Source organism: Streptomyces sp. TSRI0281 (assembly GCF_001905125.1).
GTDB lineage: Bacteria > Actinomycetota > Actinomycetes > Streptomycetales > Streptomycetaceae > Streptomyces.
Window position 1 is genome coordinate 17,931 of record NZ_LWLE01000012.1, and the last position, 26,506, is coordinate 44,436.

Sequence of the window (26,506 nt, forward strand, 5' to 3'; positions counted from 1 at the left end):
GAGCCGACTTCGAAGGGATCAACGTGAAGCTGAGCGAACTACTGGCCGGGCAGGAACACCACGTGCTCCAGGGCGCGCCGGAGAAGACGGACATCACCGCCGGGACCACGTTCGACGCGGACCGGGTCACTCCGGGCTCGCTGTTCGTCGCGGTGCCGGGACACCTCGCCGGTGGCCCGGAATCCGTGGCACCGGCGGTCGCCCGCGGTGCGGTGGCCGTCCTGGTCGACGAGCAGGCACCGCCGCTCCCGGCGGCCGCGGAGAGCGTGTGCGCCGTACGCGTACCGGACGCCCGGAAGGCCGCCGCGGTCATCGCCGCACGGTACTTCGGGGAACCGGGACGCGGGATGGACCTGGTGGCGATCACCGGCACCAACGGGAAGACGTCCGTGTCGTACATGGTCGAGTCGGTGCTCCGGATCGCGGAGGGCGCGCAGGTGGGCGTCATCGGCACGGCCGGGAGCCGGATCGGGGACGAGCTGATCCCGATGCCGCCGTCGGTGCTGACCACACCCGAATCGCCGGACCTGCAGTATCTGCTCGGACGCATGCGGGACCGGGGGACCGGCACGGTCGTCCTGGAGGCCACCTCGATGGGCCTGCTGAACCACCGGGTGGACCGTACGTTCATCGACGTCGGCGTCTTCACGAACCTGACGCAGGACCACCTCGACGACCACGGGACGATGGAGAACTACCGGGACGCCAAACTCCGCCTCTTCCAGGGCCTCTGCCGGCGCGCGGTGATCAACGCCGACGACGCCGTGGGCGCCGGGATCGAGGCGATGATGCCGGGCGCGGTGACCACGTACGCCCTGGACGCCAAGGCGGACTACCGGGCCACGGACCTCCTCGTCGACGCCGCGGGCACCCGCTTCACCCTGCACCACGACGGCCGCAAGTACCCGGCGGCGATCCCCTCGCCGGGACGCTTCTCGGTGTCCAACGCGCTGGCGACCGTGGCGGCCTGTCACCTCCTGGGGCACGACCTGGCCGGGCTGGTCGATGCGCTCGAAAGGATGCCGCAGATCCCGGGCCGGTTCGAACGCCTCCACACCCCGCAGGGCACCTCGGTGATCGTGGACTACGCCCACTCGCCGGACTCCCTGAACAAGGTCCTGACCACGATCCGGGGTTTCGCCCGTGGCCGGGTCATCACGGTCTTCGGCTGCGGCGGGGACCGCGACACCACGAAGCGGGCCGACATGGGGACCATCGCCGGTACCCACTCCGACCTGTGCGTCCTCACCTCGGACAACCCGCGGTACGAGGACCCGCAGGCCATCCTGGACCAGATCACCCCGGGCCTGACGGCGACCGGCACCCCGTTCGAGCGTTTCGTCGACCGGCGCCGGGCCATCGCCTTCGCCCTGGCCGAGGCGGGCCCGGACGACATCGTGCTCATCGCGGGCAAGGGCAGCGAGCCGTACCAGATCGTCGGCGACGAACTGGTGCCCTTCAGCGACATGGCGACGGTGCGTGAGCTGATGGGGGCGTAGCTTCTGACGTAGCCGCAGCCTTTTCTGTAGCTGTAGCTGTAGCTGTAGCTGTAGCTGTAGCTGTAGCTGTAGCTGTAGCTGTAGCTGTAGCTGTAGTCGGCTGCGCCGCCGTGGTCGTGGTCGTCCGCGTTGCCGTAACCGTCCGCGTCGCCGTCGTACGGAACCGGGCGCGGTACGCGGTCGGCGAGACGCCCAGTGTGTGCTGGAACGTCCGCCGCATGGTCTCCGCCGACCCGAACCCCGCCTGCTCGGCCACCGTCTCGACCGGGTCGGTGCCCGCGGCGAGCAGATTCCGGGCCGCCTCCAGCCGTACGGACTCGACGTACTGGCCGGGCGTCATGCCCGTGTCCGTGCGGAAGAGCCGGCTCAGGTGCCGGGCGGAGACCCCGGCCCGGCGGGCCAGCACGCTCATGCTGTGCGGCGCGCCCGGATCGGCGCCGATGGCGTCCATGGCCCAACGGACCACGGGATGCCGTGCCTCCCGGGGCCGCAGCCGCGCGCTGAACTGGGACTGGCCACCCGGACGGGCCATGAACACGACCAGTTCACGCGCGACCTCGCGGGCCAGGGCGGCCCCATGGTCCTCCTCGACCAGGGCGAGCGCCAGGTCCATGCCCGCGGTGACCCCCGCGGAGGTGATGACGTTGCCGTCGCGTACGAACAGCGGGTCGGTCTCGACCGTCACCCCGGGGTAGGCCCCTGCCAGCTCCCCGGCCAGCCGCCAGTGCGTGGCCGCGCGGCGGCCGTCGAGCACCCCGGCCTCGGCGAGCAGGAACGCGCCCGCGCAGACCGAGGCGACCCGGCCGGACCGGCCGGCCAGCTCCCGTACCCCGCCGACGAGTTCGCGGTCGGCCACCGCCCGGCGCCATTCCCGCCGGCCCGGCACCAGCAGGGTCCCGGGCCGCCCGGGCAGCCCGTCCAAGGTCCCGTCCACCCCGATCCGGACCCCGGCTGACGTCACGGCGTCCGCACCGGTGACGGAGACGATCCTGACCTCGTACCCGGCTCCGAACGCACGGGCCGTCGTGAACACCTCCGCGGGCCCGGTGACGTCCAGGAGCTGCACCCCGTCGAACGCCACCACGGCCACCGGATGCGCCGGACCGGTGACGGCGGCGGTCACTCGGGCCAGGGGGAGTCGAGGATCGTGCGCACGAAGTCACCGCGTTCGAAGCCGGGAACGAAGTGCTCCAGCACATCGGCCTTCACATTGCCGAACGTCGTCTCCGGCTTGGGCCTGATCCCGTCCGTGAACGCGGCGAGAATGTCCCGTTTGAAGTGCGGACGCGGATGGAGGGCGACGATCTCCGCCCGGTCGGCCTCGGAGATGTCCCCGTAGCCGATGCCCAGGACGTCGTACTCCACACCGGCAGTCACCAGGGCCACCTCGGGTTCCATGTGGGACGGAATCCCCGGTGTCGTATGCAGGGCGATGGCCGTCCACACCCGCCGGATGCTGTCCTCGGGTACGTGATGCGCCTGGAGGAATCGGCGCGCCTCGTCCGCGCTGTCCACCTCGAAGCGCCTGCCGCTGGAGCGGAACCGCTCGCCGAGCCCGAGGTCGTGGAACATCGCACCGATGTAGAGCAGCTCGGGATCGAAACCGAGGTCGCGGTTACGGCCCTGGAGGGCGCCGAACCAGAAGACGCGGCGCGAGTGGTGGTAGATGAGTTCGCTCGTGGTGTCACGTACCAGCTCGGTCGCTTCGCGCGCGAGCTTGGTGTCGGGTACGTGGACACCGGCTGCGAGGGGCGCGTCGATCGTCATGGTGCTCACCGGCTTTCCGTGTCGTGGGCCGGGTCGTCGGCCGCTCGGTCCGTCGAGGGAGGCGACCCGGCCGGAGATCTCTCCGGGGCGGTCCGGTCGCAGCGCCGCGACCGGTCCACTCCAGCATCGGCGGACCGCGGGTGCGGCGCCATGGCCACTGGGCCATACATCCCACAGATCCGGACATCCCTGGAGACAGTGGTGACGCCCTCCGATCACATCAGGGGCGGGTCAATCGTGGTGATCTTGGTGTTGGCCCGCCCGGCCGGCCCGCTGACATGCTGAACCCGTGCCCGGAGACTCGGCCCCGGTCACGGAGCGGAGGGTGACGGTGCACGTGTACACGACGAAGTCCGGACGGGTACGGGGACGGGCGGCCGTGCGTGACCACGCGGTCCTCGCCGTGCTCGGCATCCCGTACGCCGCCCCGCCGTTCGGCGTCGACCGGTTCCGGGAACCCCGCCCGGCGCGGCCCTGGGACGGGGTCCGGGACTGCGTGGTGTTCGGCCCGGTGGCCCCCCAGTCCGCCGAACTGCCGGGCTCGCCGACCTGGTCGCCCGGGGACGAGGACGTGCTCAGCCTCAACATCTGGACGCCCGGCACCGAAGGTGACGGGCTGCCGGTCCTGGTCTGGATCCACGGCGGTGCCTACGTCTTCGGCTCCTCCGCGCAGCCGGACTTCGACGGCACGGCGCTCGCCGGTAGGGGCCTCGTCGTCGTGACCCTCAACTACCGTCTGGGGTTCGAGGGTTTCGGACACGTACCGGCCGGTGAGGGCGAGACGCCCTGCCCCGACAACCGCGGGCTCCTCGACCAGATCGCGGCCCTGGAGTGGATACGCGAGAACATCGCCGCTTTCGGCGGCGCGCCCGGCAACGTCACGGTGGCGGGCCAGTCCTCGGGAGCCACCTCGGTCGCCTGCTTGACGGCGATGGACCGGGCACGCGGGCTGTTCCGCCGCGCCATCCTCCACAGTGCCGTCAACGCCTGCGCGTCCGTGGCGGAAGCCGCGCGCACCACCGCCGAAGTCGCTGCCGCGGCGGGTGTGCCCGCCACCCGCGCGGGACTGCTCTCCGCGTCGCCGCAGGCCCTCGTCGCCGCCGGTGACCAGGTCGTCGACCGGTACCGGCGCGACCCCGCGTCCGGGCAGCGCCACTACGATCCGGCGATCTACGGGCCGGTCGCCGACGGGCACACCCTTCCCGCCGACCCGCTCACCGCCGCGGCGGCCGGACTCACCCGTGAGGTGGACCTGCTGGTCTGCCACACCACCGAGGAGTACTGGCTCCTGGATGCCGTGGGCAGCAGTGCGAAGATCACCACCGAGGAACAACTGTCTGCCTTCGCGCAGGACTTCGGGCTCTCCGCCGCGCTCGTCGACGGCTGTCGGCTCCGTATGCCGGAGGCATCCGTACTCGACCTTTATCTGGCCCTCTACGGGGACCTGCTCTTCGCCGAGTACAGCAGCAGGCTCGCCGACTCCCACGCGGACGCGGGCGGCACCGTGTTCCTGTCGCGCTTCGCCCGGCAACGCGGAGGCCGGGGGCAACGGGTGCGCGCCTGGCACTGCGCGGACATCCCGTTCGCCTTCGGCAGTCTGCACGAGGAGAGCGTCCACTTCCTGATCGGCGGCCCGCCGGGGGAGGACGACCATGAACTGTCGCGCCGCATGATGAGCGCCTGGGCCGGATTCGCCACGCACGGCGACCCCGGCTGGCCACGGGCCGACACCTCTTCCCGGCCGGTGCGGCTCTGGCACACGGGCCGGGAGGACGAGGGCGCCACGGCGGGCGGGGACTTCCGCGACCTGTGGCGCACGTCCGGCTTCCCGTTGCTGGCTCCCTGACAGGGACGGGGGCGGGGCAGGAACAGAGGCAGGGGCGGGGGCAGGGGCAGGGGCGGGCAGGAACAGAGACGGGGACGGGTGCGGGCCGCACCGGCCGGGCGAGTTTCTGGCCTGCTCGACCTTCGCTCCGAGTGCGCCCCCGTACGATTCCGGGCGCCCCTCTCATTGGCATGGACCTGCCTATCGTTCTGGGCTACAGTCCGTTGCGGTACATCTGAGAGCGCTCCCAATCGGCTGTTCCGGATGCGCTCCCGGACGCCTCCTGTTCAACCCCACGATGCTGGACAACAGGAAGGGTCATTCCCTTGCGACACACAACAGTTGTGCGGACCGGTCTGTCCGCGCTCCTCCTCCTCGGTGCCTGGGCTGCCGTCGGTCTGCCCTCGGCCTCCGCGGCGGATTCCCCCTCCACCGGCACCGCACCCGCCTCCGCCGGCCTGCTCTCGGCGATGCGGCAGGACCTCGGGCTGACGGAAAGTCAGGCACGGGCCAGGCTGGCCGACGAGAAGACGGCGACGGCGCTGGAGCCGACGGCGCGGCGTGCGGCCGGATCCTCGTACGGCGGTTCCTGGTTCGACGCGGACAGCGGCAAGCTGACCGTCGCCGTCACCGACAGTGGGAAGGTCCGTGCCGTACGGGCGACCGGTGCTGCGACGCGGCTGGTCGAGCACACGGCGCAGCGGCTCGACGCCACCAAGCAGCGCATCGACGCCCTGTCCGCACCGCGCGGCGTCAGCAGCTGGCACGTCGACTCCGAGGCGAGCAGCGTCGTCGTGAACGTCGTCGCGTCCGCACATGATGACAACGATGTCCGCGCTTTCGTCGCACAGGCCCGCAAGGCCGGCCCCGTCACGGTGAAGCAGACGGCCGGGGCCCCGCGGACCTTCGCCGCGGGAACGGTCGGCGGCGACCCGTACTACACGGGCAACGTCCGGTGCTCCATAGGCTTCTCGGTGCACGGCGGCTTCGTCACGGCCGGACACTGCGGTCAGGCGGGCGCGGGCGTCAGCGGCTGGGACGGCTCGGCGATCGGCAACTTCCAGGGGTCGTCCTTCCCGGGCGACGACTACGCCTGGGTGAGCGTGGGCAACGGCTGGTGGACCGTTCCCGTGGTCCTCGGCTGGGGCACCGTCTCCGACCAGCTGGTCCGCGGCTCGGCCGAGGCCCCGGTCGGTGCCTCGATCTGCCGATCGGGCTCCACCACGCACTGGCACTGCGGCAACGTGCTGGCCAAGAACGAGACCGTCAACTACAGCCAGGGCGCCGTCTACCAGATGACCAAGACCAGCGTCTGCGCCGAACCCGGGGACTCCGGCGGTTCCTTCATCAGCGGGGACCAGGCGCAGGGCGTCACCTCGGGCGGCTGGGGCAACTGCAGCGGCGGTGGTGAGACCTGGCACCAGCCGATCAACGAGATCCTCAATCGCTACGGACTCACGCTGCACACCGCCTGATGCACCGGGGCCCGCGTCGCCGTCGGGCGACGCGGGTTCCCGTCCCTCCGGAGGCCGGGCGCGGTGCGGAGGTCTGCCGGACAGGGCTCCGCCGCGTACGGCTCCCTGCTGTTCCGTCCGCTCCGTGCGCCCGGAGATCCCGGAGGGGCGGAGCTCACCTCCGTGGGACCATCTACGCGATGATGCGCGCCTACCGGCTGGGCGAGCCCGAACTGACCGACGCGGTACGGCTGCTGCGCAGCACGCTTCACGGTTTCAGCGACCGGGCCGCCCGGTGCTTTTCGCACGGGCCGCTGATCGCGCGTCGACCGGGCGAACCTCGGGGGTATCCACGCCGTACCGCCGCGACGCGGGCGAAGCGGGGCACCGTCATGGGCCGGGTACGCGGGCCGTGGCGCGCGGGCCCGCCCCGACCGCCGTACGGCCTTTCCGCGCAGGGCTGTTGGCCGGTTCCCGATCTCCCGGCGGAGGGCGGAAACCGGCCATGGATGCGCCGGAGGAGGCCGAGACAATTCGGTCCCTTGTCACCGTCCTTCAGGTGGGCCTAAGTTGGCCGCTTGCGACGTGTCCTACCTGTCAGTGGGGGAGCCAAGTCATGGCCGCAAACGGACGGCACCGCCGGTATCAGCCCAGTCGGATCAACCGAGCCTCGCTCACGGTGACGGCGAGCGGTGCGGGCCTTGCGCTCCCGCTCATCACCGCAGCCTCCGCCGGGGCCGCTTCCGCCGATGTCTGGGAGAAGGTCGCCGCTTGCGAGTCGACCGGCAACTGGCACATCAACACCAATAACGGCTACTACGGCGGCCTCCAGTTCACCGGTTCCACCTGGGCGGCGTACGGCGGCACCGCCTTCGCGCAGCGCGCAGATCTGGCGACCAAGGAACAGCAGATCGCCGTCGCCGAGAAGGTGTTGGACGGGCAGGGGCCCGGCGCCTGGCCCACGTGTTCGGTGAGCGCGGGCCTCACGCGCGGCGGCGACGCCCCCGACATCTCCCCGCAGGCCGGGGGCAGCAGGCCGGCCCAGGCCCCGAAGAAGGCCACCCCGGCGAGAGCGCCGCAGACCGGCAAGGTGTCCACCTCGCCGACGACGGCGCCCGGCAAGCACGAGTCGTACACCGTGGCGAGCGGTGACTCGCTCTCCGGGATCGCCGCCGGCGAACGGCTCCAGGGTGGCTGGCAGCGGCTCTACGCGGCGAACCGCACGGTGGTCGGCGGCGATCCGGACCTCATCTTCCCCGGGCAGCGGCTGAGCCTCGACGTGGCCCGTGCACCGAAGTCCGGGGCGAAGCCGACAGCGGACGGCGGCTCGCCTACGGAGCGGGCGAAGCCCGTCCCGAAGCCGAAGAAGCAGGCGGAGAAGGCCGAGCAGGCGAAGCCCGAGCAGTCGGCCGCGCCCAAGGACAAGCCGAAGCAGGCGGCCGCGCCGGTGGCCAAGGCCCCCGTCAGGCAGGCCGCCGAGCCCGCACCGAAGAGCAGGCCCGAGCAGAAGAGCAAGGCCGAACCGAAGAGGAAGCCGGAACCGAAGAAGGAGCACCGGGCCCCGGAGCGCACGGAGAAGCACTCCGGCCTCAGCGCCCCTGTGTCCGCCCGTACCGGAACCCAGTACCGGCAGGCCGGTTCATGGTCCAGCGGCTACCACACGGGCGTCGACTTCCCGGTCCCCACCGGCACGTCGGTGAAGTCCGTGGCCTCGGGGAAGGTCGTCTCGGCCGGCTGGGCGGGGGCGTACGGCTATCAGGTCGTCATCCGGCACAGCGACGGCAAGTACAGCCAGTACGCGCATCTCTCCGCGCTCCATGTGCGCGAGGGGCAGAAGGTCTCCAGCGGGCAGCGGATCGCCCGCTCGGGCTCCACGGGCAACAGCACGGGCCCGCACCTGCACTTCGAGATCCGTCTGGGCCCCGGTTACGGGTCGGACGTCGACCCGCTGGCCTACCTCAGGGCGGGCGGGGTCAACGTCTGAGACGGTCCGCGTCCGCGTGGCGCGCCCCTGCGTTCCGATCCCGGCCCGCGTCCGCGTGGTGCGCTATGTCTCCGTGCCGACAGCGGCGGCTAAATCCTCGCGGCGTGTCCGGCCCGCAGCGGGCCGGGCGTCGCCGAACACCACGCGCCGCGCGCCGCGTCCCAGCGGCACGGTCACGGACAGGGGCAGGGAATGCGGTGCCGGAAACGGCCCCGTCGAAGGGGCCTTCTCCCCGGCGGCCTCGGAGGCAGCGGTCCGAGCCCCACCGGTTCCGGCGGAATCGGTGGAAGGGGGCCGGGGCGGCTCGGGCAGGCGGAGCATCGACCGGCTCCCCGGCGCGGCACCTCGCAACGTCACCGGCGGCACGGACGCCGTACCGGAGTCGGCGCCGGCAGGGCCCTCGGGGGCCCTCTCGCCGCCCCCGGCGCTCTTCCCGCCCTCCGTGGCCTTTCCGGCCTCCTTGGCCTCCTCGGGGCTCGTGTGCGCCCCTGCCCGCACCGCGGCCCCCGCGCGCTCGGCGCCGAGACGTTCCGTCGTCAGCAGGATCAGGCCACCCGCGGCCAGCGCACCGCAGGAGAGCGCCAGCACGGTGCCCGTCCACCCGTAGCGGAAGTGCTCGCCGAACAGCGTGATGCCCACCGCGGCGGCGACCACCGGGTTCACCACGGTCACCGTCGCCAGCGGAGCGGTCAGCCCCGCACCGCGGTACGCGGCCTGGGACAGCAGCAGGCCGGCTGCCGCGAGACCCGCGATCACCAGCAGCGGCGGCAGACCCGAGCGCAACGAGCCGGACGTCCACTCCATGGCCACGGTCTTGGTGAACACCGACGCCATACCGAACGCGACCCCGGCGCCGGTGGCCAGGACCACGCTGCGCAGCATCGGCCGGTGCAGCCCCTGGGCGAGGAGGAAGAGCGCCACCACCGCACCGAACGTCACGGTCGCCAGCATCAGCTGCTCCGGGCCGCCCAGTGTGTGCGACGCCGCGTTCCCGGTCAGGGCCAGCAGACCGGCCAGTCCGACCGTCGCCATGATCGCGCCGCGCCAGGCGGTGGCGCCCGCCCTGCGGCGTACGAAGAGCGCCGCCATCGGCAGGGCGAACACGATCGTGAGGGCGCCGAGCGGCTGGACGAGGCTCAGCGGTCCGTAGGCCAGGGCCACCACATGCAGGAGCGCACCGACCCCGTTCAGGGCCACCGCCGCCCACCAGGCGGCGTTGCGCAGGGGTGCGTACGAGCGGCCGTCACCGGCCGCGGCCACGCGCTCCTGGACGATCGCCCCGGCCGCATAGGCGACCGCGGAGATCAGTGACAGCAGCACAGACAGCGCGAGGGAACTCATGTACACCACGATGTCCCGTCAAGGCCGCCGCGTCGTCGTCCTTGAGGCGGCGATTCGGCGTACTGCTCTAGTAGTACGGACGTAAGTCCTACGTCCTCCTCCTGACGGTAGTCCTCCTGCCCCCAGGGCTCAGAAGTTGTACCCCCTGCGGATACGGTGAGCCGCTGATCCGGTACGTCGAGTGGCCGGAACCGGACGGACGGGCCGCGAGGGGTCCGAGGGGAGCCGAGCATGGATCTGACCCGAGCGGCGTCGGTGGGCGGATTCTTCGCGCTCAGCACCGCCCCGGTGCCCGAGGGCGCGCACCGCCCGCTGGCCCGGCTGTACGCGGGGGACACGGCACCGCTCACGGCCCGTATCGACACGGTCGCCGCCCGGCTCCGGGCGCCCGAGCGCCGGGTCGCCGCCTCCATCGCCCACCTCGGTCTCGCGGCGCGGCTCTGGTCCGTCGCGCTGGGGCCGGCCGCGCTGTCCGGACGCTTCCCGGACATCGCGCCCGGCGCCCTGCTGTGGGACCCGGGACGCACCTCGCCCGACGACCTCCGGCTGCCGGACCCCGCCGCGCTGCCGGGTACCGCCGAGCGGCTCCGCGAAGCCGTCCAGTACGGGCACCTCGTGCCGCTCGCCGACGCGATGCGCCGCGACGGGAACATCTCCTCGCGGCTGCTGTGGGGCAACGCGGGCTCCGCGCTCGCCGGTGCCGTGCGCGAACTCGTCACCTGGTCGCGCGTCAACTCCCGCCCGGACGTCGCGGAGCGGGCCCGCGCGCTGGCGGCCGAACTCTTCGACCATCCGGACCTGCGGGCCACCGGGGCTCCGCATGGTCCGGCGTTCCGGCGGCGCAGCTGCTGCCTGTACTACCGCTGCCCGGACGGCGGTCTGTGCGGCGACTGCGTCTTCGACGCGCCGCCCGCCCCGCGCTGAAACCGGCGGGCCACGGCGTTCAGCTGCTCAGCTCGAACTCCGCGCGGATGCGTTTGCCGACCGGCACCCGCTCGGCGGTCAGCCGGTCGCACACGGCGAAGACGATCTCCATGCCGTGGCCGCCCGGCCGGGTCGGGTCGGGCTCGTAGATCACCGGCAGCGCCGTGCTGCTGTCGTACACCGTGACGCTGATGCGCTCGGCGGTGCCCTCCAGCTCCAGCAGGTACGGGCCGTGGCTGTACCGGTCGGCGTTGGTGACCAGTTCGCTGACCGCCAGCATCAGGTCGTTGCGGGTGTGTTCTCCCAGCACCGCCAGCCACTCGGCGGCGAGCCGCGCCAGAAACCGGTCGGCCAGGGCGCGGGCCTGCGCGATGCAGCCCGGCTCGCCGCCGAACACCTCGGCGCTGTGCAGAACCTCGGTGGGCCGTGGCTCTTCGGAGCGGCCGGCCGGTCGCGAGGTGACCTGTTCGTTCATGAGCTCCAGCCAGGACGCTGCGGGATGGTCGAATACATTTTCTCGCCGGTCGTCTACCCGCGTCCGGACATCTCACTCCGACCGGATTCCGGCAGCCTCGGATCACTCCGACCGGATTCCGGCAGCCTCGGACCGTGACGGCGAAATCCTACGGGGTCCGTCCCGCTCCGTTCCCTCACCTGGCCACCGACGTGCTTCCGGCGGGCGATCCGCCCTCGGCGCCGTCCCCGAGCCAGCCCAGGTGCAGCACCGCCACATCGTCGGCGAGACCGCCGTACGGGGACGCGGCCCGATCCGCGCGGGCGACGAGGGTGTCCACGAACCCGCGGGCGGGCAGCGTGCCGGACTCCTGGGCCATCGCCAGCAGACCTTCCTCGCCGAGCCGCGTATCCGGTCCCGTGTGCCCTTCGAAGAGCCCGTCGGTGAACATCACGACGTGGCTGTCCACGGGCAGCGGCACCACGGTGGTGGTCCAGCGGCAGGTGCCCGGCAGCAGGCCCAGCGCCATCCCGTGCGCGGGTTCGATCCAGCGCACGTCCGGACCGTCGCGCAGCAGCAGCCCGGGGTGCCCGGCCCGCAGTACCTGGACCTGACGGCGGTCGGGGGAGAAGACGAGGGAGTTCACGGTGGCGAAGACCCGTGGATCGGCCCGCTCGGCGACCAGCATCTGTTCCAGCAGCCCCATCTGTTCCCGCTGGTCCGTGCCGCACAGGACCGCCGTGCGCCACGCGACCCGCAGGCACACACCGAGCGCGGCCTCGGCCGCCCCGTGCCCCGACACATCCCCGATCACCGCGTGCACGGTGCCGTCGGCGGTCTGCACCACGTCGTAGAAGTCACCGCTCAACAGGCCGTGGGCCCGGCCCGGTTCGTACCGTGCCACCGCCTGGAAACCGTCGTCCAGGAGGAGGGGCACGGGCAGCAGACCGCGCTCCAGGCGGGCGTTCTCCTGCGCCGTCAGCCGGTTGGCGCGCAACGCGGCCGCCGCCCGTTCCACCTGCTTGCGCTGGAGGGCGTAGCGGACGGCGCGGCCCAGCGACTCCGGGTCGAGCCGGGCCTTGACCAGATAGTCCTGTGCACCGGCCGCCACCGCGGAGAGACCGGCGTCGGCCTCGGCCCTGCCGGTCAGCACGACGATCGCGGCGTCCGGCGAGGAGTCGAGGAGCTGGGTGACGGCGTCCTGGCCGTGCACATCCGGAAGGTGGAGATCGAGCAGCACACAGCTGGGTGTCCGGCAGGTGCTCAGGAACCGCCTCGCCTCGGCCAGGGTCCTGCACCAGGTGAGGCCGGAATCCAGTTCGCTGTCGGCCAGCATCTCCGCGATCAGGACCGCGTCCCCGGAGCCGTCCTCGATCAGCAGGATCGCGGCGTCGACGTCCCAGACGGAGCCGCCGTCCGCCCGCCGCGCCCCGGACTGCCCGGGAAGCGCCACCGAGCCGGAGGGATGCACCACGGCATCCGCAGGGAGCTCGGCCACCCTCCACCCCCTCGCACGACGGCGCGGGTCGCCCGGCGCTGTACCGCAGGGCAGCATATGCGACCCGGTGCGCTCCGGCGTCGGGCGGGCGGGAAGGGCGAGCCGGACAGCGGCGGACGAAGGGGCGGGGCGGACGGCGGGCGGTGGCGAGGAGCGGCGAACGGAACGGCGGTGGTGAGCCGGGGTCAGGCCTCCACGGACATGCCCTTGCGCAGACGCTGCACGATCCGCGACAGCAGCCGCGACACATGCATCTGGGAGACCCCCAGCTCCGCACCGATCTGCGACTGCGTCATCTCGTCCCCGAACCGCATCTGGACGATTCTGCGCTCACGCGCGTCCAGCTGCTCCAGGAGCGGTGCCAGGGTGTGCAGATTCTCGACGGTCTCCATGGCGGGGTCGCGCTCGCCCAGCAGATCCGCGTACGCCCGCTGCTCCTGACCGGAGTCGCTGTCGGCCGACGGTGTGTCGAGAGAGCCGGCCGAGTAGCCGTTGGCCGCCACCAGACCCTCGATGATCTCTTCCTCGGGAAGGTCCAGACGCGCGGCGAGCTCCTTGACCGTGGGCTCGCGGTCCAGCTCCGCCGACAGCTGCTCCTTCGCCTTCGCGAGGTCCACCCGCAGCTCCTGGAGCCGCCGGGGGACATGCACGGACCAGGTCGTGTCGCGGAAGAAGCGCTTGATCTCGCCGACGATGTACGGCACGGCGAAGGTGGCGAACTCGACCTCGCGCGAGAGATCGAAGCGGTCGATCGCCTTGATCAGCCCGATGGTGCCGACCTGGATGATGTCCTCGGTGTCGTCACCGCCGCGATTGCGGAACCGGGAGGCGGCGAAACGGACCAGCGACAGGTTCATCTCGATGAGGGTGTTGCGCGCGTACTGGTACTCGTGCGTGCCCTCCTCAAGGACCTGGAGCCGGTCGAAGAAGACCTTCGACAACGCGCGGGCGTCCTGTGGCGCGACCTTTCCGGTCTCCTCGATCCAGGGCAGTGTGCCCGGGTCGGCTCCGGTGGTTCGCACGGACATGGCCGCCATGGTGTCGCCCTCCCTGCCGTCGGATGTGTCGATCCGCGCCTGCCCAGCAATCCGGGGGCCATGCCACCTGAACGCGTTTCTTCTCGATCCGGCCCGGACACACCGGCCGAATCAAGCCGGAAAGCCACGAATGGAGCAGCGTCCGGCGCATGGCAGACTTGACCGGGGTGTTTCGGCCTGCGGTGACATGTGGCCCGCAGGGACAAATGGCAGAGGAACGGCAATGACGGTGACAGAGGACAGTCCGGAGCTCGCTCCCGGAATCGATGAGTTCGGTGCCGGAATCGACCCGGAGCGCCTGGCCGTCTGCCTGAGCGTGCTCGATGAACTCGACACCATCGAGGTCGACCACCCGGACGCCATCGCCGTACGCCGGGCCACCGCCGGTATCTACCGCACGGTGAAGCAGCGCCGCCGCCAGGAGCGCCGGGCCGCGAAGACCGCGCACGACAAGGCCGTCACCGAAGCCACCGCTACCGGCTCCGCCGAGCGCATCGACGACGAGACGCAGGGCGTCCTGCCGTCGTCCTCGGCCGCCGCCGAGATCGCCGGGGTGCTCCAGCGGCCCCGGTCCTGCTATATCTGCAAGACCCGGTACGTCGAGGTCGACGCGTTCTACCACCAGCTCTGCCAGCGGTGCGCCAAGGAGAACCGGGACCGGCGCGACGCCAGGACCGACCTCACGGGGCGCCGCGCGCTGCTCACCGGCGGCCGGGCGAAGATCGGCATGTACATCGCGCTGAGGCTGCTGCGCGACGGCGCGCACACGACCATCACCACGCGCTTCCCCAACGACGCGATCCGCCGCTTCAAGGCGATGCCGGACAGCGACGAGTGGATCCACCGGCTGAAGATCGTCGGCATCGACCTCCGGGACCCCGCCCAGGTCGTGGCCCTCGCGGACTCGGTCGCGGCCGAGGGGCCCCTGGACATTCTGATCAACAACGCCGCGCAGACCGTGCGCCGGTCCCCGCAGGCGTACAGCGAGCTGGTCAGCGCGGAGTCGGCGCCGCTGCCCGCGGGCGCGCTGCCCGCCGCCCAGGTCATCGGCACCTTCGGCAGCGGCACCGTGGACCGGGTAGCGGCGCTGCCCGCCGCCCGCAAGGAGGGGCTGACCGCGCAGGACGTCACCGGGCTGGCCCTGGTCACGGGCTCGGCGTCGCTGGAACGCATCGCCGCCGGCACCGCGATCGACGCGGGCGGCCTCGTACCGGACCTGCACGACACCAACAGCTGGATCCAGACGGTCGAGGAGGTCGAGCCGATCGAGCTCCTGGAAGTCCAGCTCTGCAACTCGACCGCGCCGTTCATCCTGATCAGCCGGCTCCGCCCGGCGATGGCGGCGACGGCCGCGAAGCGCGCGTACGTGGTGAACGTCTCCGCGATGGAGGGCGTCTTCGGCCGCGGCTACAAGGGCGCGGGGCACCCGCACACCAACATGGCCAAGGCCGCCCTGAACATGCTGACCCGCACCAGCGCCCAGGAGATGTTCGAGAAGGACGGCATCCTGATGACCGCCGTCGACACCGGATGGATCACGGACGAGCGTCCGCACCCCGACAAGATGCGCCTCGCCGAGGAGGGCTTCCACGCTCCTCTCGACCTGGTCGACGGCGCCGCCCGGGTCTACGACCCGATCGTGCGCGGTGAAGAGGGCGACGAGCTGTACGGCTGCTTCCTCAAGGACTACGCGCCCGCAGGCTGGTGATCCCGCCCGTCGTCCCGGTGTCCCCTCCCACGGGCGGGTTCACCGGGTGACCGGCGGGCCGGGCGTGGGGGCTCCGCGGCCCGCCGATGGCGGAAAGTGACCCAGGCCACACGTTCCGTCGAGCGCGATGGCGCTCATTTGGTTACTCTGAAGTGAACGGGCGGCACCGAGGGATCCACGAACCTTCCTCGACCGTCCTGGGACAGGTCTGCAACCAGGCCGCCGTCCCGCCCAACGCCGGCGCCACCGCGACCGAACTGTTCCTGCCCCTGCCCCCGAGGGCGGTCGGCCGAGAGGTCGCGCCGCGACTGTCCGGGGTTACGCGACACAGAGGAGTGCGCGGTGACACCAGAACTGACGAAGCACGAGAAGCGGCCTGCCGAACGACACGGAGAGCGGGCCGCGCGGCCCGAGAAGCTCCGGAACATCGAAGTCTGGGCCAGGTCCGCACCGATCCGGCTGGCCGGCTACGAGGACGACCTCGCGGAGCCGCACATCCTGCCCGGCATCGACTGACACGCGTAGCCCGTACGGCATGGGCGAAGCCCCGCTCCCCGCAGCCGCGGGGAGCGGGGCTTCGTGTCTCCCGCGGCGCGGTCGTGTCACCAGGCCGCGCGGGCCGGGGCGGCCCCGGCGAAGGACAGCCCGACACCCGCCCCGACGCTGACGAACAGATAGGCGCCGGCCGTGGCGACGCGACGCGTGGAGGCCGGGGTCAGCAGCTCGTACGAGAAGGTCGACCAGGTCGACAGCGCACCGCGGAACCCGGTGGCGACCAGCAGGTGGACCCGGGACCCCAGATCGCCGTCGGACGCGGCCTCGGCGGAGAATCCGAGGAGCAGGTCACGCCCGCGAGGGCCGCGACCAAGGTGAGGACCAGGCAGCCGATCGCGTAGCCCGGCGAGCCTTCCTCGAACAACTGCCGCACATCTCCCGGGGGAGTGACCGGAGTGACGGTGTTCGAGTAAAAGGGACTTGAGAGACATTCGGGGACCGTGCACCGGCCGCGTCACCACCATGGGCGTCGTCTCCTCCGCGGTCGCGGGCATGGGCGCCATCACCCCGGCCTGCGGAGAGATCAACACCCTCGGAGCCGTCGTCACGGGTCTGGTCGTCGGCGCCGTCTGCGCGTTCGCCATCACGCTGAACCGCCGAGCACCTGGGCGCGCTGGTCTCCGGCAAGGAGTCACCGACGACTCCGCACTCGTCAAGGAGATCAGCCGGTTGCTGAAGGCCCGCGAGAACGCCAAGTAGCGGGGGCTCCGGGCGCGGTTCCGGACCGGTCGTACGCCCCCGGCCCGGACACGCCGGAGCACCGATCCACGAGCAGTGCGGAGCGCCGATTACGGAGCAGTCATCCGATGGATGCGCGAGAGGAGTTTCCCTCTGTCTGGAAGAGTCCATTGACAGGGTCGCGTCAGGGCTCAATCATCGGACCTCATGACCGAGCCTCGCAGACGACACGTACTCGGAATGACGGCAGGAGTGGCAGTCGGCGCCGCTCTGCTCACCCCCGCCACCGCCGAAGCGGCCCCGCCCGATCAGGCCGCCCACCTCCCCGGGGGCACCGGCGACTGGGGCACCGTCCCGGCGGCGCTCCCCGTCCCCCTCGACCCCTGGTTCGACAACGACGGCATCGACACCGCCGATGCCCCGGGCGGCGACTTCGACGGCTCCGGCTACACCTTCGCCGGCGAGGAACTCCCGTCCGGGGAGCGGGAGATCGACGGCACCCCCTTCCTCTTCCCCGCCGCGACCGCGGGTGCCAAGAACAACATCGTCGCCCTCGGGCAGCGCATCGACCTGCCCCGAGGCCGCTATCTCTCCGGCCTCCTGCTCACCGCGTGCAGCTACGGCGCCACCTCCGGCACGGCCACCGTCCACTACGCCGACGGCACCACGTCCGCCCCGGCCCTCGGCGGCCCCGACTGGTACTCCGGCAGCGGCGCCCTGACCGCCCCCTACCGCTACGGCCCCGACGGCTCCAAGGACCCGCATCAGGTCGCCCTCGCCGTCACCGAGATCGCCCTCGACCCGGCCAGGGAGGCCGTCGCGCTCACCCTCCCGACCACCCGGCCCGCCGAGGCGAACCAGTCCTCGCTGCACGTCTTCGCGCTGTCCCTCCAGCCTGCCGCCACCGGGCGGGCGCTCACCCTGCGCGACGCCCGTTCCACCACCTCGTCCCTGGCGAACGGCGCCCAGAGCGTCGAGGCCACGGTGGTCAACGCGGGCACCGTCACCGTCCTCGCCGCCGATGCGCTCACCCTCTCGGTGGACGTCCCCGGAGCCCGGACCGTCGACCCCGCCCGGATCACCCGGCTCGCCCCCGGCGACCGGGCCCGCGTCCGGATCGGCGTCCGCAACCGGCCGGGCACGGCACCGGGCACGGTCCGGGAAGGCAGCGTCGTCGCACGGGGCAGGGGCGCGCAGGCGGCGACCGTCCGCCGCTCCCTGACCCTCGGCGTGCCCGACTATCTGCCCACCGACGCCTCGCTCGGCTCCCATGAGGCGCCGTACTGGTTCCAGGAGGCGAAGTTCGGCATCTTCATCCACTGGGGCATCTACTCCGTGCCCGCCTGGGCACCGGTCGGGCAGCAGTACGCCGAGTGGTACTGGAACCAGATGCAGGACCCGGGCAACCCCACGTACGCCCATCACCGCGACACCTACGGCGAGGACTTCGCCTACGACGACTTCATCCCGCGGTTCCGGGCCGAGCGGTTCGACCCGCGCGCCTGGGTGGAGCTGTTCCGGGACGCGGGCGCGCAGTACCACGTGCTCACCTCCAAGCACCACGAGGGCTTCGCGCTCTGGGACACCAAGCTCTCCGACCGCAACTCCGTGAAGATGGGCCCCCGACGCGACCTGATCAAGGAACTCTTCGACGCCTCGCGCCGCTACACCCCCGAACTCCACCGGGGGCTGTACTTCTCGATGCCCGAATGGTTCAACCCCGACCACCCGTGGATGGGGCACGCCCCGCGCAACCCGTACACCCTGGAGCCCGTCCCCTACACCGGCCACACGGCGGGCAAGGACTACATCACCGGGCTCCAGGGCCCGCAGATGCTGGAGCTGGTCCACGGATACGACCCCGAGATCCTCTGGTGCGACATCGGCGGCGACAACGACAGCCACCGGGTGCTCGCGGAGTACTTCAACCATGCGAAGAACCGGGCGCGGCCCATCGAGGTCACCGTCAACAACCGGTCCGGCATCGGCCCGCACGACTTCACGACGCCCGAGTACACGACGTACGACCAGATCGTCACCGCGAAATGGGAGTCGAGCCGGGGCCTCGATCCGTACTCCTACGGCTACAACTCCCAGACGCCCGACGACAAGTACATGACGACGCAGGACGTCGTGCACTCGCTCGTCGACATCGTCTCCAAGAACGGCAACTTCCTGCTCGACATCGGACCGAGGGCGGACGGCACCATCCCCGAGATCATGCAGCGTCGGCTGCGGGAGACGGGAGCGTGGCTGAAGACCAACGGCGAGGCCGTGTACGGCAGTACGTACTGGTCACGGATGCCGCAGCTCGGCGAGGAGCTGCGCTTCACCGTCCGGCCGGACCGGGCGTTCTACATCCACTCCCTGGTCAGGCCGGGCGCGAAGCTCACCGTCGCGGCACCGGTGCCCATCCGCGCCGGGGACCGGGTGACGCTCCTGGGCCACGACCGGCCGCTCAACTGGCGTACCACGGGCGGCTCACTGGTGATCGACGTGCCCGCGGCGGCCCGCGGGACGGGGGAGCACGCCTGGGTGTTCAAGGTCGCCTGGTCGGCCTGAGCGGCACCGGGCGGGCCATCGGCCGCATGAACTCCCGTACGTAGGTGCGGTGCCACCAGCGTCCGGTGGTCCGCAGTTCGCGCCAGTCGGTGTACCGGTAGCGGTACACCCTGGCGCGGACGTGCGCGGGAGGTTCGCCGGGGAACGGATTGTGCCGCAGCAGCCGGAGCGTGTCCCGGTCGTTGGTCAGAAGGCGCTCGGCGAACGGCCCGAACCACGAGCGGGCGTAGGCGGGGGAGAGGGCGGCGAACCACATCATCCAGTCGAGCCGCAGATGGTACGGGGCGAACTGGCGCGCCGCCCGGTGCGGATCACCCGGCTTTCCGTGGAAGCCGTACTCCTGCCAGTGGGTGCCGTCGTGGGCGACCGGGTCCCGCGTCCCCTCCACGACGACTTCGAGCCGCAGCCTGCTGATACTGCCGAACGCCCCGTACGTATTGACCAGATGCAGAGGGTCGAAGGACCGGTTCATCACCTGGCGGCGGGAGAGCAGATTGCGTGCCGGGCGGTAGCTGAGGACCAGGATCAGCGTGGTGACGGCGAGAACGGCCACCTCGTACCAGAGCGGTGGAGCCGACTGTGCGGGCGGCGGCCCGGCGATCAGGGACCAGTCGATCGCGGAGAGTGCGAGAGCGATCGTCAGCCAGTTCAGCCAGGCGAAGTTCCCGGACAGGACCAGCCACAGCTGAGTGATGACCATCAGGCCCGCGGCGGCGCTCGCCACCGGCTGCGGGGTGAACAGGAGGAACGGGATCAGGAGCTGGGTGAGATGGTTGGCGGCCGCCTCGGCCCGGTGCACGGGTCGCGGCAGACGGTGGAAGAACCAGCTCAGCGGCCCCGGCATCGGCTGGGTCTCGTGGTGGAAGTCCAGACAGGTCAGCCGCCGCCAGCAGGCGTCGCCCCGGATCTTGATGAGCCCCGCGCCGAACTCCACCCGGAACAGCAGCCAGCGCAGCAGCCACAGCACCAGTACCGGCGGCGCCGTGTCCCCGGTGCCGAGGAAGACGGCGAGGAAGCCGGTCTCCAGCAGCAGCGACTCCCACCCGAAGCCGTACCAGACCTGGCCGACCTGGACGATCGACAGGTACAGCACCCACGGCAGCGCCCAGAGCAGCATGCCGCCCCACAGCGGAAGGTATCCGTCCACTCCGGCGATCAGAGCCACCGAGACCGCGCAGCCGGTCCACGCGACGGCGGCGAAGAACCGGTCGGAGTAGTGGAGCCGGAAGAGCCCGGGAGCCGCCCGCCAGTGGGTGTGCCGCAGCAGCTCCGGTACGGGCAGCATGCCGCGCTCGCCGATCAGCGCGCGGAACTGGAGCGCGGCGGTGAGGAAGGCGACCAGATAAACCCCGGCGAGAGCCCGCTGGAAGATCAGCCTGCTGAGCCAGTAGCTGTCTGCGGTGAACCACTCCATCACCCCCAGTATCGGCCATGGTTCAGCCGGCGGCGACAATCCGGCGCAGGGAGCGGCCCAGCCGGCGCGCGTACCACCGCTGCACCGGCGGCACGAGCGGTCCGGCGAGCCGGGCGTACCAGCTCGCCGGGCGGGAGAACGCCATGACCGTGAACCAGACCGTCCCGTCGTCCGCCAGGTCCACCACGAAGCACTCCTCACCGCACTCCGGATGCCGCTCCAGCGTCCCGTAGCCGAAACCGGTGCGGTCCCTCTCGTACGCCGTCCAGACCACCTCGCACGGGGCGGTGAAGCGGACCGGGCCGAGCCCCAGCGACACCCGTACGCCACCGCCGTCCTCCGCCCGTGCGGCCGAGGCGTTCACACGGGCTCCGGCGGCGCGGTGCACGCGCCACTCGGTGACCGCGGCGCCCGCCGTCGCGAAGTCGGACCGGCCCCGGCCCACCCGGGTGCGGTGGTGCAGATGGTGGTAGCCGTCGGGGAGCGGGCCGAGCCGGGTGGCCCCGACCTCCGGGTACGTGAAGGTGTCCACATCCACTCCCTCTTTGAACGTGTTCAACAGTTGGGTCGAGAGTAGAGCTTCTCTTGAACGTGTTCAAGGTGACGTGTGCCGCAGGGTGTTCGAGGTTCCTCGCGTACGCGGTGTGGGCCGTGTGCGTACGTCGGCTTGCGGGGCCGCACGGGGTGCGGGAGAGATGGGGAAAGCATCCATTCACGAGGTGAACAGGCAGGTCGACGTGGTCAGTCAGGCTGACGCCAGCGCACGGGGCCGATCCGTGCCCGCCCCCCGACGCCTTCGGCGCGCCCTGCTCGGCGCGCTGTCCGTGGGAGTCATGTTCGCCGCGGGCTGCGGCGACGGCGGCGAACGGACACCGCAGGGCGCCATGGGTACGGCGGGCGCCGAGGAGGTTCTGCTCCAGCCGGTCGCGGCGGCGGGCCCCGGCCCGTTCACCGGGTCGACGGCGAGGCCCGTATCCGCCCCCGCGGACACCGCGGCGCCGAACGCGGCCCCCACGTCCGGTGCGCCCCGGAAGGTGCGCGCCGTGTCGGGCGCGGCCCCGGGCCTCTACGGAGCGACCCGGTCCGTCGCCGGGTGCGACGTCGGCCGCCAGGTCCGCCTCCTGACCGCCGACCGGGCCAAGAGCCGTGCCTTCGCCGACGTGGCGGGCATCGAGGCGGTGCAGATTCCCGGCTACCTGAAGGCGCTGACCCCGGTCCACCTGCGGGCGGACGTCCAGGTGACCAGCCACGGCTACGCCGCGGGCACGGTCACCGGCTTCCAGTCCGTGCTCCAGGCGGGCACCGCCGTCATGGTCGACAGCCGGGGCCTTCCGCGTGTCCGCTGCGCCGGTGGCAACCCGCTGGACCGGCCCGTCGTCGCGAAGGGGCGGGTCGCGCTCCGGGGTGAGCGCTGGGCGGGCTACGACCCGTCCCGGATCGTGATCGTCAGTCCCAGTGCGCAGGTGCTCACCGATCTGACCCTCGTGAACCTCGCGGACAACACCTGGATCGAGCGGCCGATGGGCGACGGCGGGGGACGGGACAAGGTCCCCGATGTTCCGCCGCCGTTCGAGCCGGGCGACGACATCTTCCCGCCGTCGTGGGGGACCGGCCCGAGGGAGCGGAGTGAGCCGTCCGGCCCGGCGTCCCCCGCTGATCCCTTTGTCCCCACGCCGTCCGGCGATGGGGGTGGGGGTGACGGCGGCCGGGGTGCCACGACCCCCGATGTGCCCACGGACACTCCGACCGACCTGCCGCCGGACGCCGCGACCGGCCCGATGGATCCCGTCGGGCCCATGGATCCCGCCGAGCCCGCGGCCCCCGGTGACGGTCCCGCCCAGCCCGGTGAGGTCCCGGACGGGGGGAGCCCGGACGGCGAGGCCCCGGACGGCGGTGGCTCGCTGCTTTCGGAGGAGCCCGCCGAGCCCGCCGCCCCCGAGCCCTTCGGGGGCTGACAGGGGCGCGGGAGCGGGTTCGAGTGTTCCGTCCGGGTGCCGCACGGAAGGCTCGAAGAATCGGACAATTGATGGCAGAGTGACCCACATGGATGATCGGGTAACGGGTGCCCTGTCACTCCCGGACGACTGGCCCGCCCACCCGGACCTCAGCCTCGCCCTGAACCGTATGGGCAGCTTCGACTGGGATCTGGACAGCGGCCTCCTGCACATGGACCGGCCCGCCCTCGACGTGTTCGACCTGACCCCCGAGGAGTACGACAACCGGCCGGAGACCCTCTCCGTGCGTGTACCGACGGACGAGGGCATCCGGCTGGACGCCATGGTCTCGTCGGCGCTGAAGAGCGGGAACGCCCATTACGGCGCCTACTTCCGCATCCAGCGGCGCGACGGAAGCCTGCGCTGGACCCACACCCAGGGCTGCGTCCGCCGGGACACGACGGGGCGGCCCCGCCGCATCATCGGGATCGTCCGCGACGCCACCCAGGAACTCGCCGACTCCACCGCCCGGCGGGAGCTGGACCAGGACCGCCGGCGCCGCACCAGCCTGGTGGAGGGCACCACGGCAGCCCTGGCGCACGCCCGCACCGTCAAGGACGTCATCGCGGTGCTCAAGAACTCGCAGGGCCTCGCGCACCTCGGTGCGACCAGCCTGGTCATGGGCCTCCTGGAGGCCGGCCGCATCCATCTCGTCGCCGACGGTCCCGAGGGCGCGTACGTGCCGGGCACCCGGTACACCCGGACGGACGAGCCGTACCCGATGAGTGAGGTGATCCGCACCCTCACGCCGCGCTTCATCGAGTCCGCCCACGACTTCGCCACCTCCTACGCGGGCCTGTGGGCGAACATCAGCCATCTCGGCATCACCGCCGCCGCCTATCTGCCGCTGATCGCCCAGGCCCGCCCGATCGGCGCGCTCGGGCTGCTCTACCGGGACAAGGCGGGTTTCACCGCCGATGAGCGCAATCTGCTGGTGGCGCTCGGCAGTTCGATCGCCCAGAGCCTGCAGCGCGCCATGCTCTACGAGCAGGAGCACGATCTCGCCGAGGGGCTCCAGCAGGCGATGCTGCCGCGCCGGATCCCCGAGGTGCCCGGGGCCCAGGTCGCCGTCCGCTACCGCTCGGCACGCCTGGGCCGGGACATCGGCGGCGACTGGTACGACATCATCCCGCTGCCCGGCGGCCGGGTGGGTGCCGTCATCGGCGACGTACAGGGTCATGACACCCATGCGGCGGCCGTCATGGGGCAGTTGCGCATCGTGCTGCGCGCCTACGCCGCCGAGGGGCACAGCCCCGCCACGGTGATGGCGCGGGCCTCCGTCTTCCTCCATGAACTCGACACCGACCGCTTCGCCACCTGCAGCTACGCCGAGGTCGACCTGACCACCGGTGTGGTGCAACTGGTCCGGGCGGGTCATGTCGATCCGCTGGTGCGGGACGTGGACGGCAGCTGCCGCAGGGTGCCGGCCGAGGGCGGACTGCCGCTCGGGCTCTCGGCCGAGTTCGGCCGGCTGGAGTACCCCGTCAGTACGGTCGAGCTGGACCCCGGACAGACGATGGTGCTCTACACCGACGGTCTGGTGGAGTTGCCGGGCGCCGATCTGGACGAGGGCATGCAGCTGCTGACGTCCATGGTGACGAACGGTCCGCACGACCTTCAGACGCTGGCCGACCAGCTCTGCGAGGCGGTCGACGAGCGCGGGGGAGAGGACGACGTGGCGGTTCTGCTGCTGCGCCGCAGGGCCGCCCACGCACCGCAGGCGGGTGGGCGGCTCCAGCAGCATGTCGCCCAGAACGACCCGCAGGCGCTGAGTTCGTCCCGGCACATGATCCGGGCGGCGGTACGGGCCTGGGGCGCGAAGGACCGGGCCGACGAGATCGAACTGGCCGCCGACGAGCTGATCACCAACGCGCTGATGCACACGGACGGCGGGGCGATCGTGACCATCCGCGTGCTGGCCGCGACCGAACGTCGGCTCCGCGTCGATGTCGAGGACCGTTCCAGCGCGCTGCCGCGCCGCAGGGACGCGGGCGTGTCCGGGGTCTCGGGGCGCGGCCTGATGCTCGTCGACCGGCTGGCCGACGTCTGGGGCGTGGAGTCCCGGGGCACCGGCAAATGCGTGTGGTGCGAGTTCCTCATCCCGGAACGTTCGTGACGGGCGCCGTCCCGGAACGTACGTGACCGGCACCGTCCCGGAACGTAGGTGACAGGCGTCCTGTGCGCCGATGGCGGGCCGAATGACGCACCCTGGCCCATACCGGACAGTAACAATACGTAACATGTCAGCGCTTGACCGTAACCGACCGGAGGGATTGACTGCGGACGTACGGCGGTTCTGACTTCGATGACATGAGGACCCGTTGGGTACCGAGCTTCTGGCCCCTCTCGATCTGGCTTTCTGGCACTTCGAATCCGATACCCACCCGATGCACCTCGGTGCGCTCGCGGTCTTCTCCCCGTCCCCCGGCGTCGCCCCGCACGACATCCTGGAGCTCCTCGGCGCCCGTGCCGCCGCGATTCCCCGGCTGCGGATGTGTGTACGGGACGTGCTGCTGCCGGTCGGCGGCGCGGCGTGGTCCCTCGACAAGGACTTCGACGTCCACCGGCACGTCCGGCGGCTGGTCCTCGCCGAGGGCGACTTCATGGAGCAGGCGACCGGGCTGGCCGGGGAGCTGATGGAGCAGCCGCTCGGCAGGGGGCTGCCGCCCTGGCAGATGTATCTCATCGGCGGCGCCGACGACGGGCCGTTCGCCGTGCTGGTGAAACTCCACCACGCCCTCGCCGACGGCATGCGCGCGGTGGCGATCGGTGCCGGGATCTTCGACGAGATCGCCGCCGCGACCGGTGGTACGGGGGCCGCCCGCCGGCGCGCTCCGGTGCCGCCGCGCTCCTGGCTGGCGGACCCCCGCGAGGTGGTCGGCATGGCGCTGGGGCGGATCGGGGAGGTCGGCCGGGCGCTGAGGGTCGGTGCCTCCGTCGTCCGGGCGGGCCGCCTCGATCTGCGCGGCTCGACCGCGCTCACCGCACCCTCCAGCGGTACCCGGCGCCTCGCCACGGCGGAGCTCGACGCCGCGGCGGTCCAGCGGATCCGCAGGGCCGAGGGTGGCACGGCCAACGACGTCCTGCTCGCCGTGGTCGCCGGGGCGCTGCGGCGCTGGATGCTGGAACGCGGTGAGCCGCTGCCCGCCGCCGACCCCCGCGCCCTGGTGCCCGTCTCCCGGCGCCGGCCGGGCGGCGCGGCGGTGAGCGGCAACCGGCTCTCCGCGTACCTCCTCGGTCTTCCGGTCGGCGAACCCGACGCCCGGCGCCGGCTGCGCGCGGTCCGCACCGCGATGGACCGCAACAAGGCGGCCGGGCCGCTGAAGGGCGCCGGTGCCGTCGCCGTGCTCGCCGATCAACTGCCGCCCCTGGCCCACCGGTTCGGCGCACCGCTGGCCGCCAACGCGGCCAGGGTGCTGTTCGATGTGCTGGTCACCAGCGTGCCGCTGCCGCGCTCCGCCCTCTCGCTGGGCGGCTGCCCCCTGCGCGCCGTCTACCCGATGGCCCCGCTGGCCCGCGGGCAGTCCCTCGCGGTGGCGCTCGCCACCTACGGCGGGCGGGTGCAGGTCGGGCTGGTGGCCGACGGCAAGGCGCTGGGGGACCTCGACCGGCTGGCGGCCGCGGTGCACGAGGAGTTCCGGGAGCTGTACGCGCTGATCGCGTCCCCGGAGCATGTGACCGGGCGATAGATCGGATAGATCGCTGAGGATCTGCCGCAATTCCTGGCAATCGGTCGTGCCGGGAGTGTTGACGCGCCCAAGTGATCCGATGAATATTCGCTCCGTACAGCAAAGCGATCATCGGGGAGGGCG

20 protein-coding genes and 2 pseudogenes are annotated in these 26,506 nt (G+C 71.8%); 13 read left to right on the top strand and 9 right to left on the bottom strand.

The annotated features are described in order from the left end of the window. Positions 1-23 precede the first annotated feature (23 nt). Positions 24-1,499 carry a UDP-N-acetylmuramoyl-L-alanyl-D-glutamate--2,6-diaminopimelate ligase gene (locus tag A6A29_RS17910; RefSeq protein WP_073721101.1) on the top strand — a complete coding sequence of 492 codons (1,476 nt, stop codon included), beginning with the start codon at positions 24-26 and terminating at the stop codon, positions 1,497-1,499. On the opposite strand, the gene A6A29_RS17915 is transcribed toward A6A29_RS17910, so the two are convergent. Both A6A29_RS17915 and A6A29_RS17920 read right to left on the bottom strand, forming a co-directional pair. After that, positions 1,459-2,622, bottom strand: a complete 1,164-nt coding sequence (locus A6A29_RS17915; RefSeq protein WP_338012881.1) for a GlxA family transcriptional regulator — start codon at positions 2,620-2,622, stop codon at positions 1,459-1,461. The genes A6A29_RS17910 and A6A29_RS17915 overlap by 41 nt on opposite strands. After that, complete coding sequence (locus tag A6A29_RS17920) at positions 2,619-3,266, bottom strand: HD domain-containing protein (RefSeq protein ID WP_073721727.1); 648 nt, start codon at positions 3,264-3,266, stop codon at positions 2,619-2,621. Before A6A29_RS17920 ends, A6A29_RS17915 begins: the two co-directional genes overlap by 4 nt. A gap of 331 nt (positions 3,267-3,597) precedes the next feature. Here A6A29_RS17920 and A6A29_RS17925 point away from each other — a divergent pair, with 331 nt between their 5' ends. From A6A29_RS17925 to A6A29_RS17940, 4 genes and pseudogenes are all read left to right on the top strand, one after another. Next, positions 3,598-5,112 carry a carboxylesterase/lipase family protein gene (locus A6A29_RS17925; RefSeq protein WP_073721729.1) on the top strand — a complete coding sequence of 505 codons (1,515 nt, stop codon included), beginning with the start codon at positions 3,598-3,600 and terminating at the stop codon, positions 5,110-5,112. 305 nt (positions 5,113-5,417) lie between these two features. Continuing rightward, positions 5,418-6,566 carry a S1 family peptidase gene (locus A6A29_RS17930; RefSeq protein ID WP_198953101.1) on the top strand — a complete coding sequence of 383 codons (1,149 nt, stop codon included), beginning with the start codon at positions 5,418-5,420 and terminating at the stop codon, positions 6,564-6,566. Positions 6,567-6,739: 173 nt separating this feature from the next. Continuing rightward, positions 6,740-6,826 (top strand): annotated as a pseudogene (locus A6A29_RS46645) (TetR/AcrR family transcriptional regulator); the annotation flags it as partial. Positions 6,827-7,161: 335 nt separating this feature from the next. After that, the gene (locus A6A29_RS17940) at positions 7,162-8,529 is read left to right on the top strand and encodes a peptidoglycan DD-metalloendopeptidase family protein (protein WP_073721104.1); all 1,368 of its coding nucleotides are present in this window, start codon (positions 7,162-7,164) and stop codon (positions 8,527-8,529) included. Positions 8,530-8,592: 63 nt separating this feature from the next. On the opposite strand, the gene A6A29_RS17945 is transcribed toward A6A29_RS17940, so the two are convergent. Further along, positions 8,593-9,870 carry a DMT family transporter gene (locus tag A6A29_RS17945; RefSeq protein WP_073721731.1) on the bottom strand — a complete coding sequence of 426 codons (1,278 nt, stop codon included), beginning with the start codon at positions 9,868-9,870 and terminating at the stop codon, positions 8,593-8,595. A 231-nt stretch (positions 9,871-10,101) separates the two neighbouring features. Between A6A29_RS17945 and A6A29_RS17950 the strand changes: the two genes are divergently transcribed. After that, positions 10,102-10,794 (top strand): (2Fe-2S)-binding protein, encoded by a 693-nt coding sequence (locus A6A29_RS17950; protein ID WP_073721105.1) that lies wholly within the window; start codon positions 10,102-10,104, stop codon positions 10,792-10,794. A 19-nt stretch (positions 10,795-10,813) separates the two neighbouring features. Here the strand turns inward: A6A29_RS17950 and A6A29_RS17955 are convergent, their stop codons facing one another. The 3 genes from A6A29_RS17955 to A6A29_RS17965 all read right to left on the bottom strand — a co-directional run bounded on the left by A6A29_RS17955 (position 10,814) and on the right by A6A29_RS17965 (position 13,783). Then, on the bottom strand, positions 10,814-11,269 hold the full coding sequence (locus tag A6A29_RS17955) for an ATP-binding protein (RefSeq protein ID WP_073721106.1): 456 nt from the start codon (positions 11,267-11,269) through the stop codon (positions 10,814-10,816). A gap of 175 nt (positions 11,270-11,444) precedes the next feature. Beyond that, complete coding sequence (locus A6A29_RS17960; RefSeq protein WP_073721733.1) at positions 11,445-12,701, bottom strand: SpoIIE family protein phosphatase; 1,257 nt, start codon at positions 12,699-12,701, stop codon at positions 11,445-11,447. 230 nt (positions 12,702-12,931) lie between these two features. Continuing rightward, positions 12,932-13,783: an RNA polymerase sigma factor SigF gene (locus A6A29_RS17965; RefSeq protein ID WP_073721107.1), complete on the bottom strand. Its 852-nt coding sequence runs from the start codon at positions 13,781-13,783 to the stop codon at positions 12,932-12,934. Positions 13,784-14,006: 223 nt separating this feature from the next. On the opposite strand from A6A29_RS17965, the gene A6A29_RS17970 reads away from it, so the two are divergent. Together A6A29_RS17970 and A6A29_RS45835 are read left to right on the top strand one after the other, a co-directional pair. Then, positions 14,007-15,491, top strand: coding sequence for an SDR family NAD(P)-dependent oxidoreductase (locus A6A29_RS17970; protein ID WP_073721108.1), 1,485 nt, complete (start codon positions 14,007-14,009; stop codon positions 15,489-15,491). A 342-nt stretch (positions 15,492-15,833) separates the two neighbouring features. Further along, positions 15,834-16,007 carry a hypothetical protein gene (locus A6A29_RS45835; protein WP_198953102.1) on the top strand — a complete coding sequence of 58 codons (174 nt, stop codon included), beginning with the start codon at positions 15,834-15,836 and terminating at the stop codon, positions 16,005-16,007. 86 nt (positions 16,008-16,093) lie between these two features. Here A6A29_RS45835 and A6A29_RS43105 read toward each other — a convergent pair whose 3' ends face one another. Then, positions 16,094-16,477 carry a fluoride efflux transporter FluC gene (locus tag A6A29_RS43105; protein WP_079182835.1) on the bottom strand — a complete coding sequence of 128 codons (384 nt, stop codon included), beginning with the start codon at positions 16,475-16,477 and terminating at the stop codon, positions 16,094-16,096. Positions 16,478-16,490: 13 nt separating this feature from the next. On the opposite strand from A6A29_RS43105, the pseudogene A6A29_RS44070 reads away from it, so the two are divergent. Both A6A29_RS44070 and A6A29_RS17985 read left to right on the top strand, forming a co-directional pair. After that, positions 16,491-16,646: pseudogene (locus A6A29_RS44070) on the top strand (ammonium transporter); the annotation flags it as partial. Positions 16,647-16,964: 318 nt separating this feature from the next. Beyond that, positions 16,965-19,286, top strand: coding sequence for an alpha-L-fucosidase (locus A6A29_RS17985; RefSeq protein WP_241838536.1), 2,322 nt, complete (start codon positions 16,965-16,967; stop codon positions 19,284-19,286). On the opposite strand, the gene A6A29_RS17990 is transcribed toward A6A29_RS17985, so the two are convergent. After that, entirely contained in the window at positions 19,264-20,700 is a 1,437-nt protein-coding gene (locus A6A29_RS17990; RefSeq protein WP_073721110.1) for a lipase maturation factor family protein, read from the bottom strand. The two genes, A6A29_RS17985 and A6A29_RS17990, sit on opposite strands and share 23 nt — an antisense overlap. 22 nt (positions 20,701-20,722) lie before the next feature. Continuing rightward, positions 20,723-21,232: a DUF1990 family protein gene (locus A6A29_RS17995; protein WP_073721111.1), complete on the bottom strand. Its 510-nt coding sequence runs from the start codon at positions 21,230-21,232 to the stop codon at positions 20,723-20,725. A 244-nt stretch (positions 21,233-21,476) separates the two neighbouring features. Here A6A29_RS17995 and A6A29_RS18000 point away from each other — a divergent pair, with 244 nt between their 5' ends. The 3 genes from A6A29_RS18000 to A6A29_RS18010 all read left to right on the top strand — a co-directional run bounded on the left by A6A29_RS18000 (position 21,477) and on the right by A6A29_RS18010 (position 26,383). Then, a complete protein-coding gene (locus A6A29_RS18000; RefSeq protein WP_073721735.1) occupies positions 21,477-22,655 on the top strand; it encodes a DUF6777 domain-containing protein in 1,179 nt (392 codons plus the stop codon). Between the two features lie 88 nt (positions 22,656-22,743). Then, positions 22,744-24,810, top strand: coding sequence for a SpoIIE family protein phosphatase (locus A6A29_RS18005; RefSeq protein ID WP_073721112.1), 2,067 nt, complete (start codon positions 22,744-22,746; stop codon positions 24,808-24,810). Between the two features lie 205 nt (positions 24,811-25,015). After that, on the top strand, positions 25,016-26,383 hold the full coding sequence (locus tag A6A29_RS18010) for a wax ester/triacylglycerol synthase family O-acyltransferase (RefSeq protein WP_073721113.1): 1,368 nt from the start codon (positions 25,016-25,018) through the stop codon (positions 26,381-26,383). Positions 26,384-26,506 lie beyond the last annotated feature (123 nt).

Bases quoted from the DNA above. Each gene is read 5' to 3' on its own strand.
- A6A29_RS17950 (WP_073721105.1), top strand. From the start codon at position 10,102: ATGGATCTGACCCGAGCGGCGTCGGTGGGCGGATTCTTCGCGCTCAGC.
- A6A29_RS17965 (WP_073721107.1), bottom strand. From the start codon at position 13,783: ATGGCGGCCATGTCCGTGCGAACCACCGGAGCCGACCCGGGCACACTG.
- A6A29_RS17970 (WP_073721108.1), top strand. From the start codon at position 14,007: ATGACGGTGACAGAGGACAGTCCGGAGCTCGCTCCCGGAATCGATGAG.
- A6A29_RS17920 (WP_073721727.1), bottom strand. From the start codon at position 3,266: ATGACGATCGACGCGCCCCTCGCAGCCGGTGTCCACGTACCCGACACC.
- A6A29_RS17945 (WP_073721731.1), bottom strand. From the start codon at position 9,870: ATGAGTTCCCTCGCGCTGTCTGTGCTGCTGTCACTGATCTCCGCGGTC.
- A6A29_RS43105 (WP_079182835.1), bottom strand. From the start codon at position 16,477: ATGTCTCTCAAGTCCCTTTTACTCGAACACCGTCACTCCGGTCACTCC.
- A6A29_RS18005 (WP_073721112.1), top strand. From the start codon at position 22,744: ATGGATGATCGGGTAACGGGTGCCCTGTCACTCCCGGACGACTGGCCC.
- A6A29_RS17990 (WP_073721110.1), bottom strand. From the start codon at position 20,700: ATGGAGTGGTTCACCGCAGACAGCTACTGGCTCAGCAGGCTGATCTTC.
- A6A29_RS17985 (WP_241838536.1), top strand. From the start codon at position 16,965: ATGACGGCAGGAGTGGCAGTCGGCGCCGCTCTGCTCACCCCCGCCACC.
- A6A29_RS17940 (WP_073721104.1), top strand. From the start codon at position 7,162: ATGGCCGCAAACGGACGGCACCGCCGGTATCAGCCCAGTCGGATCAAC.
- A6A29_RS17955 (WP_073721106.1), bottom strand. From the start codon at position 11,269: ATGAACGAACAGGTCACCTCGCGACCGGCCGGCCGCTCCGAAGAGCCA.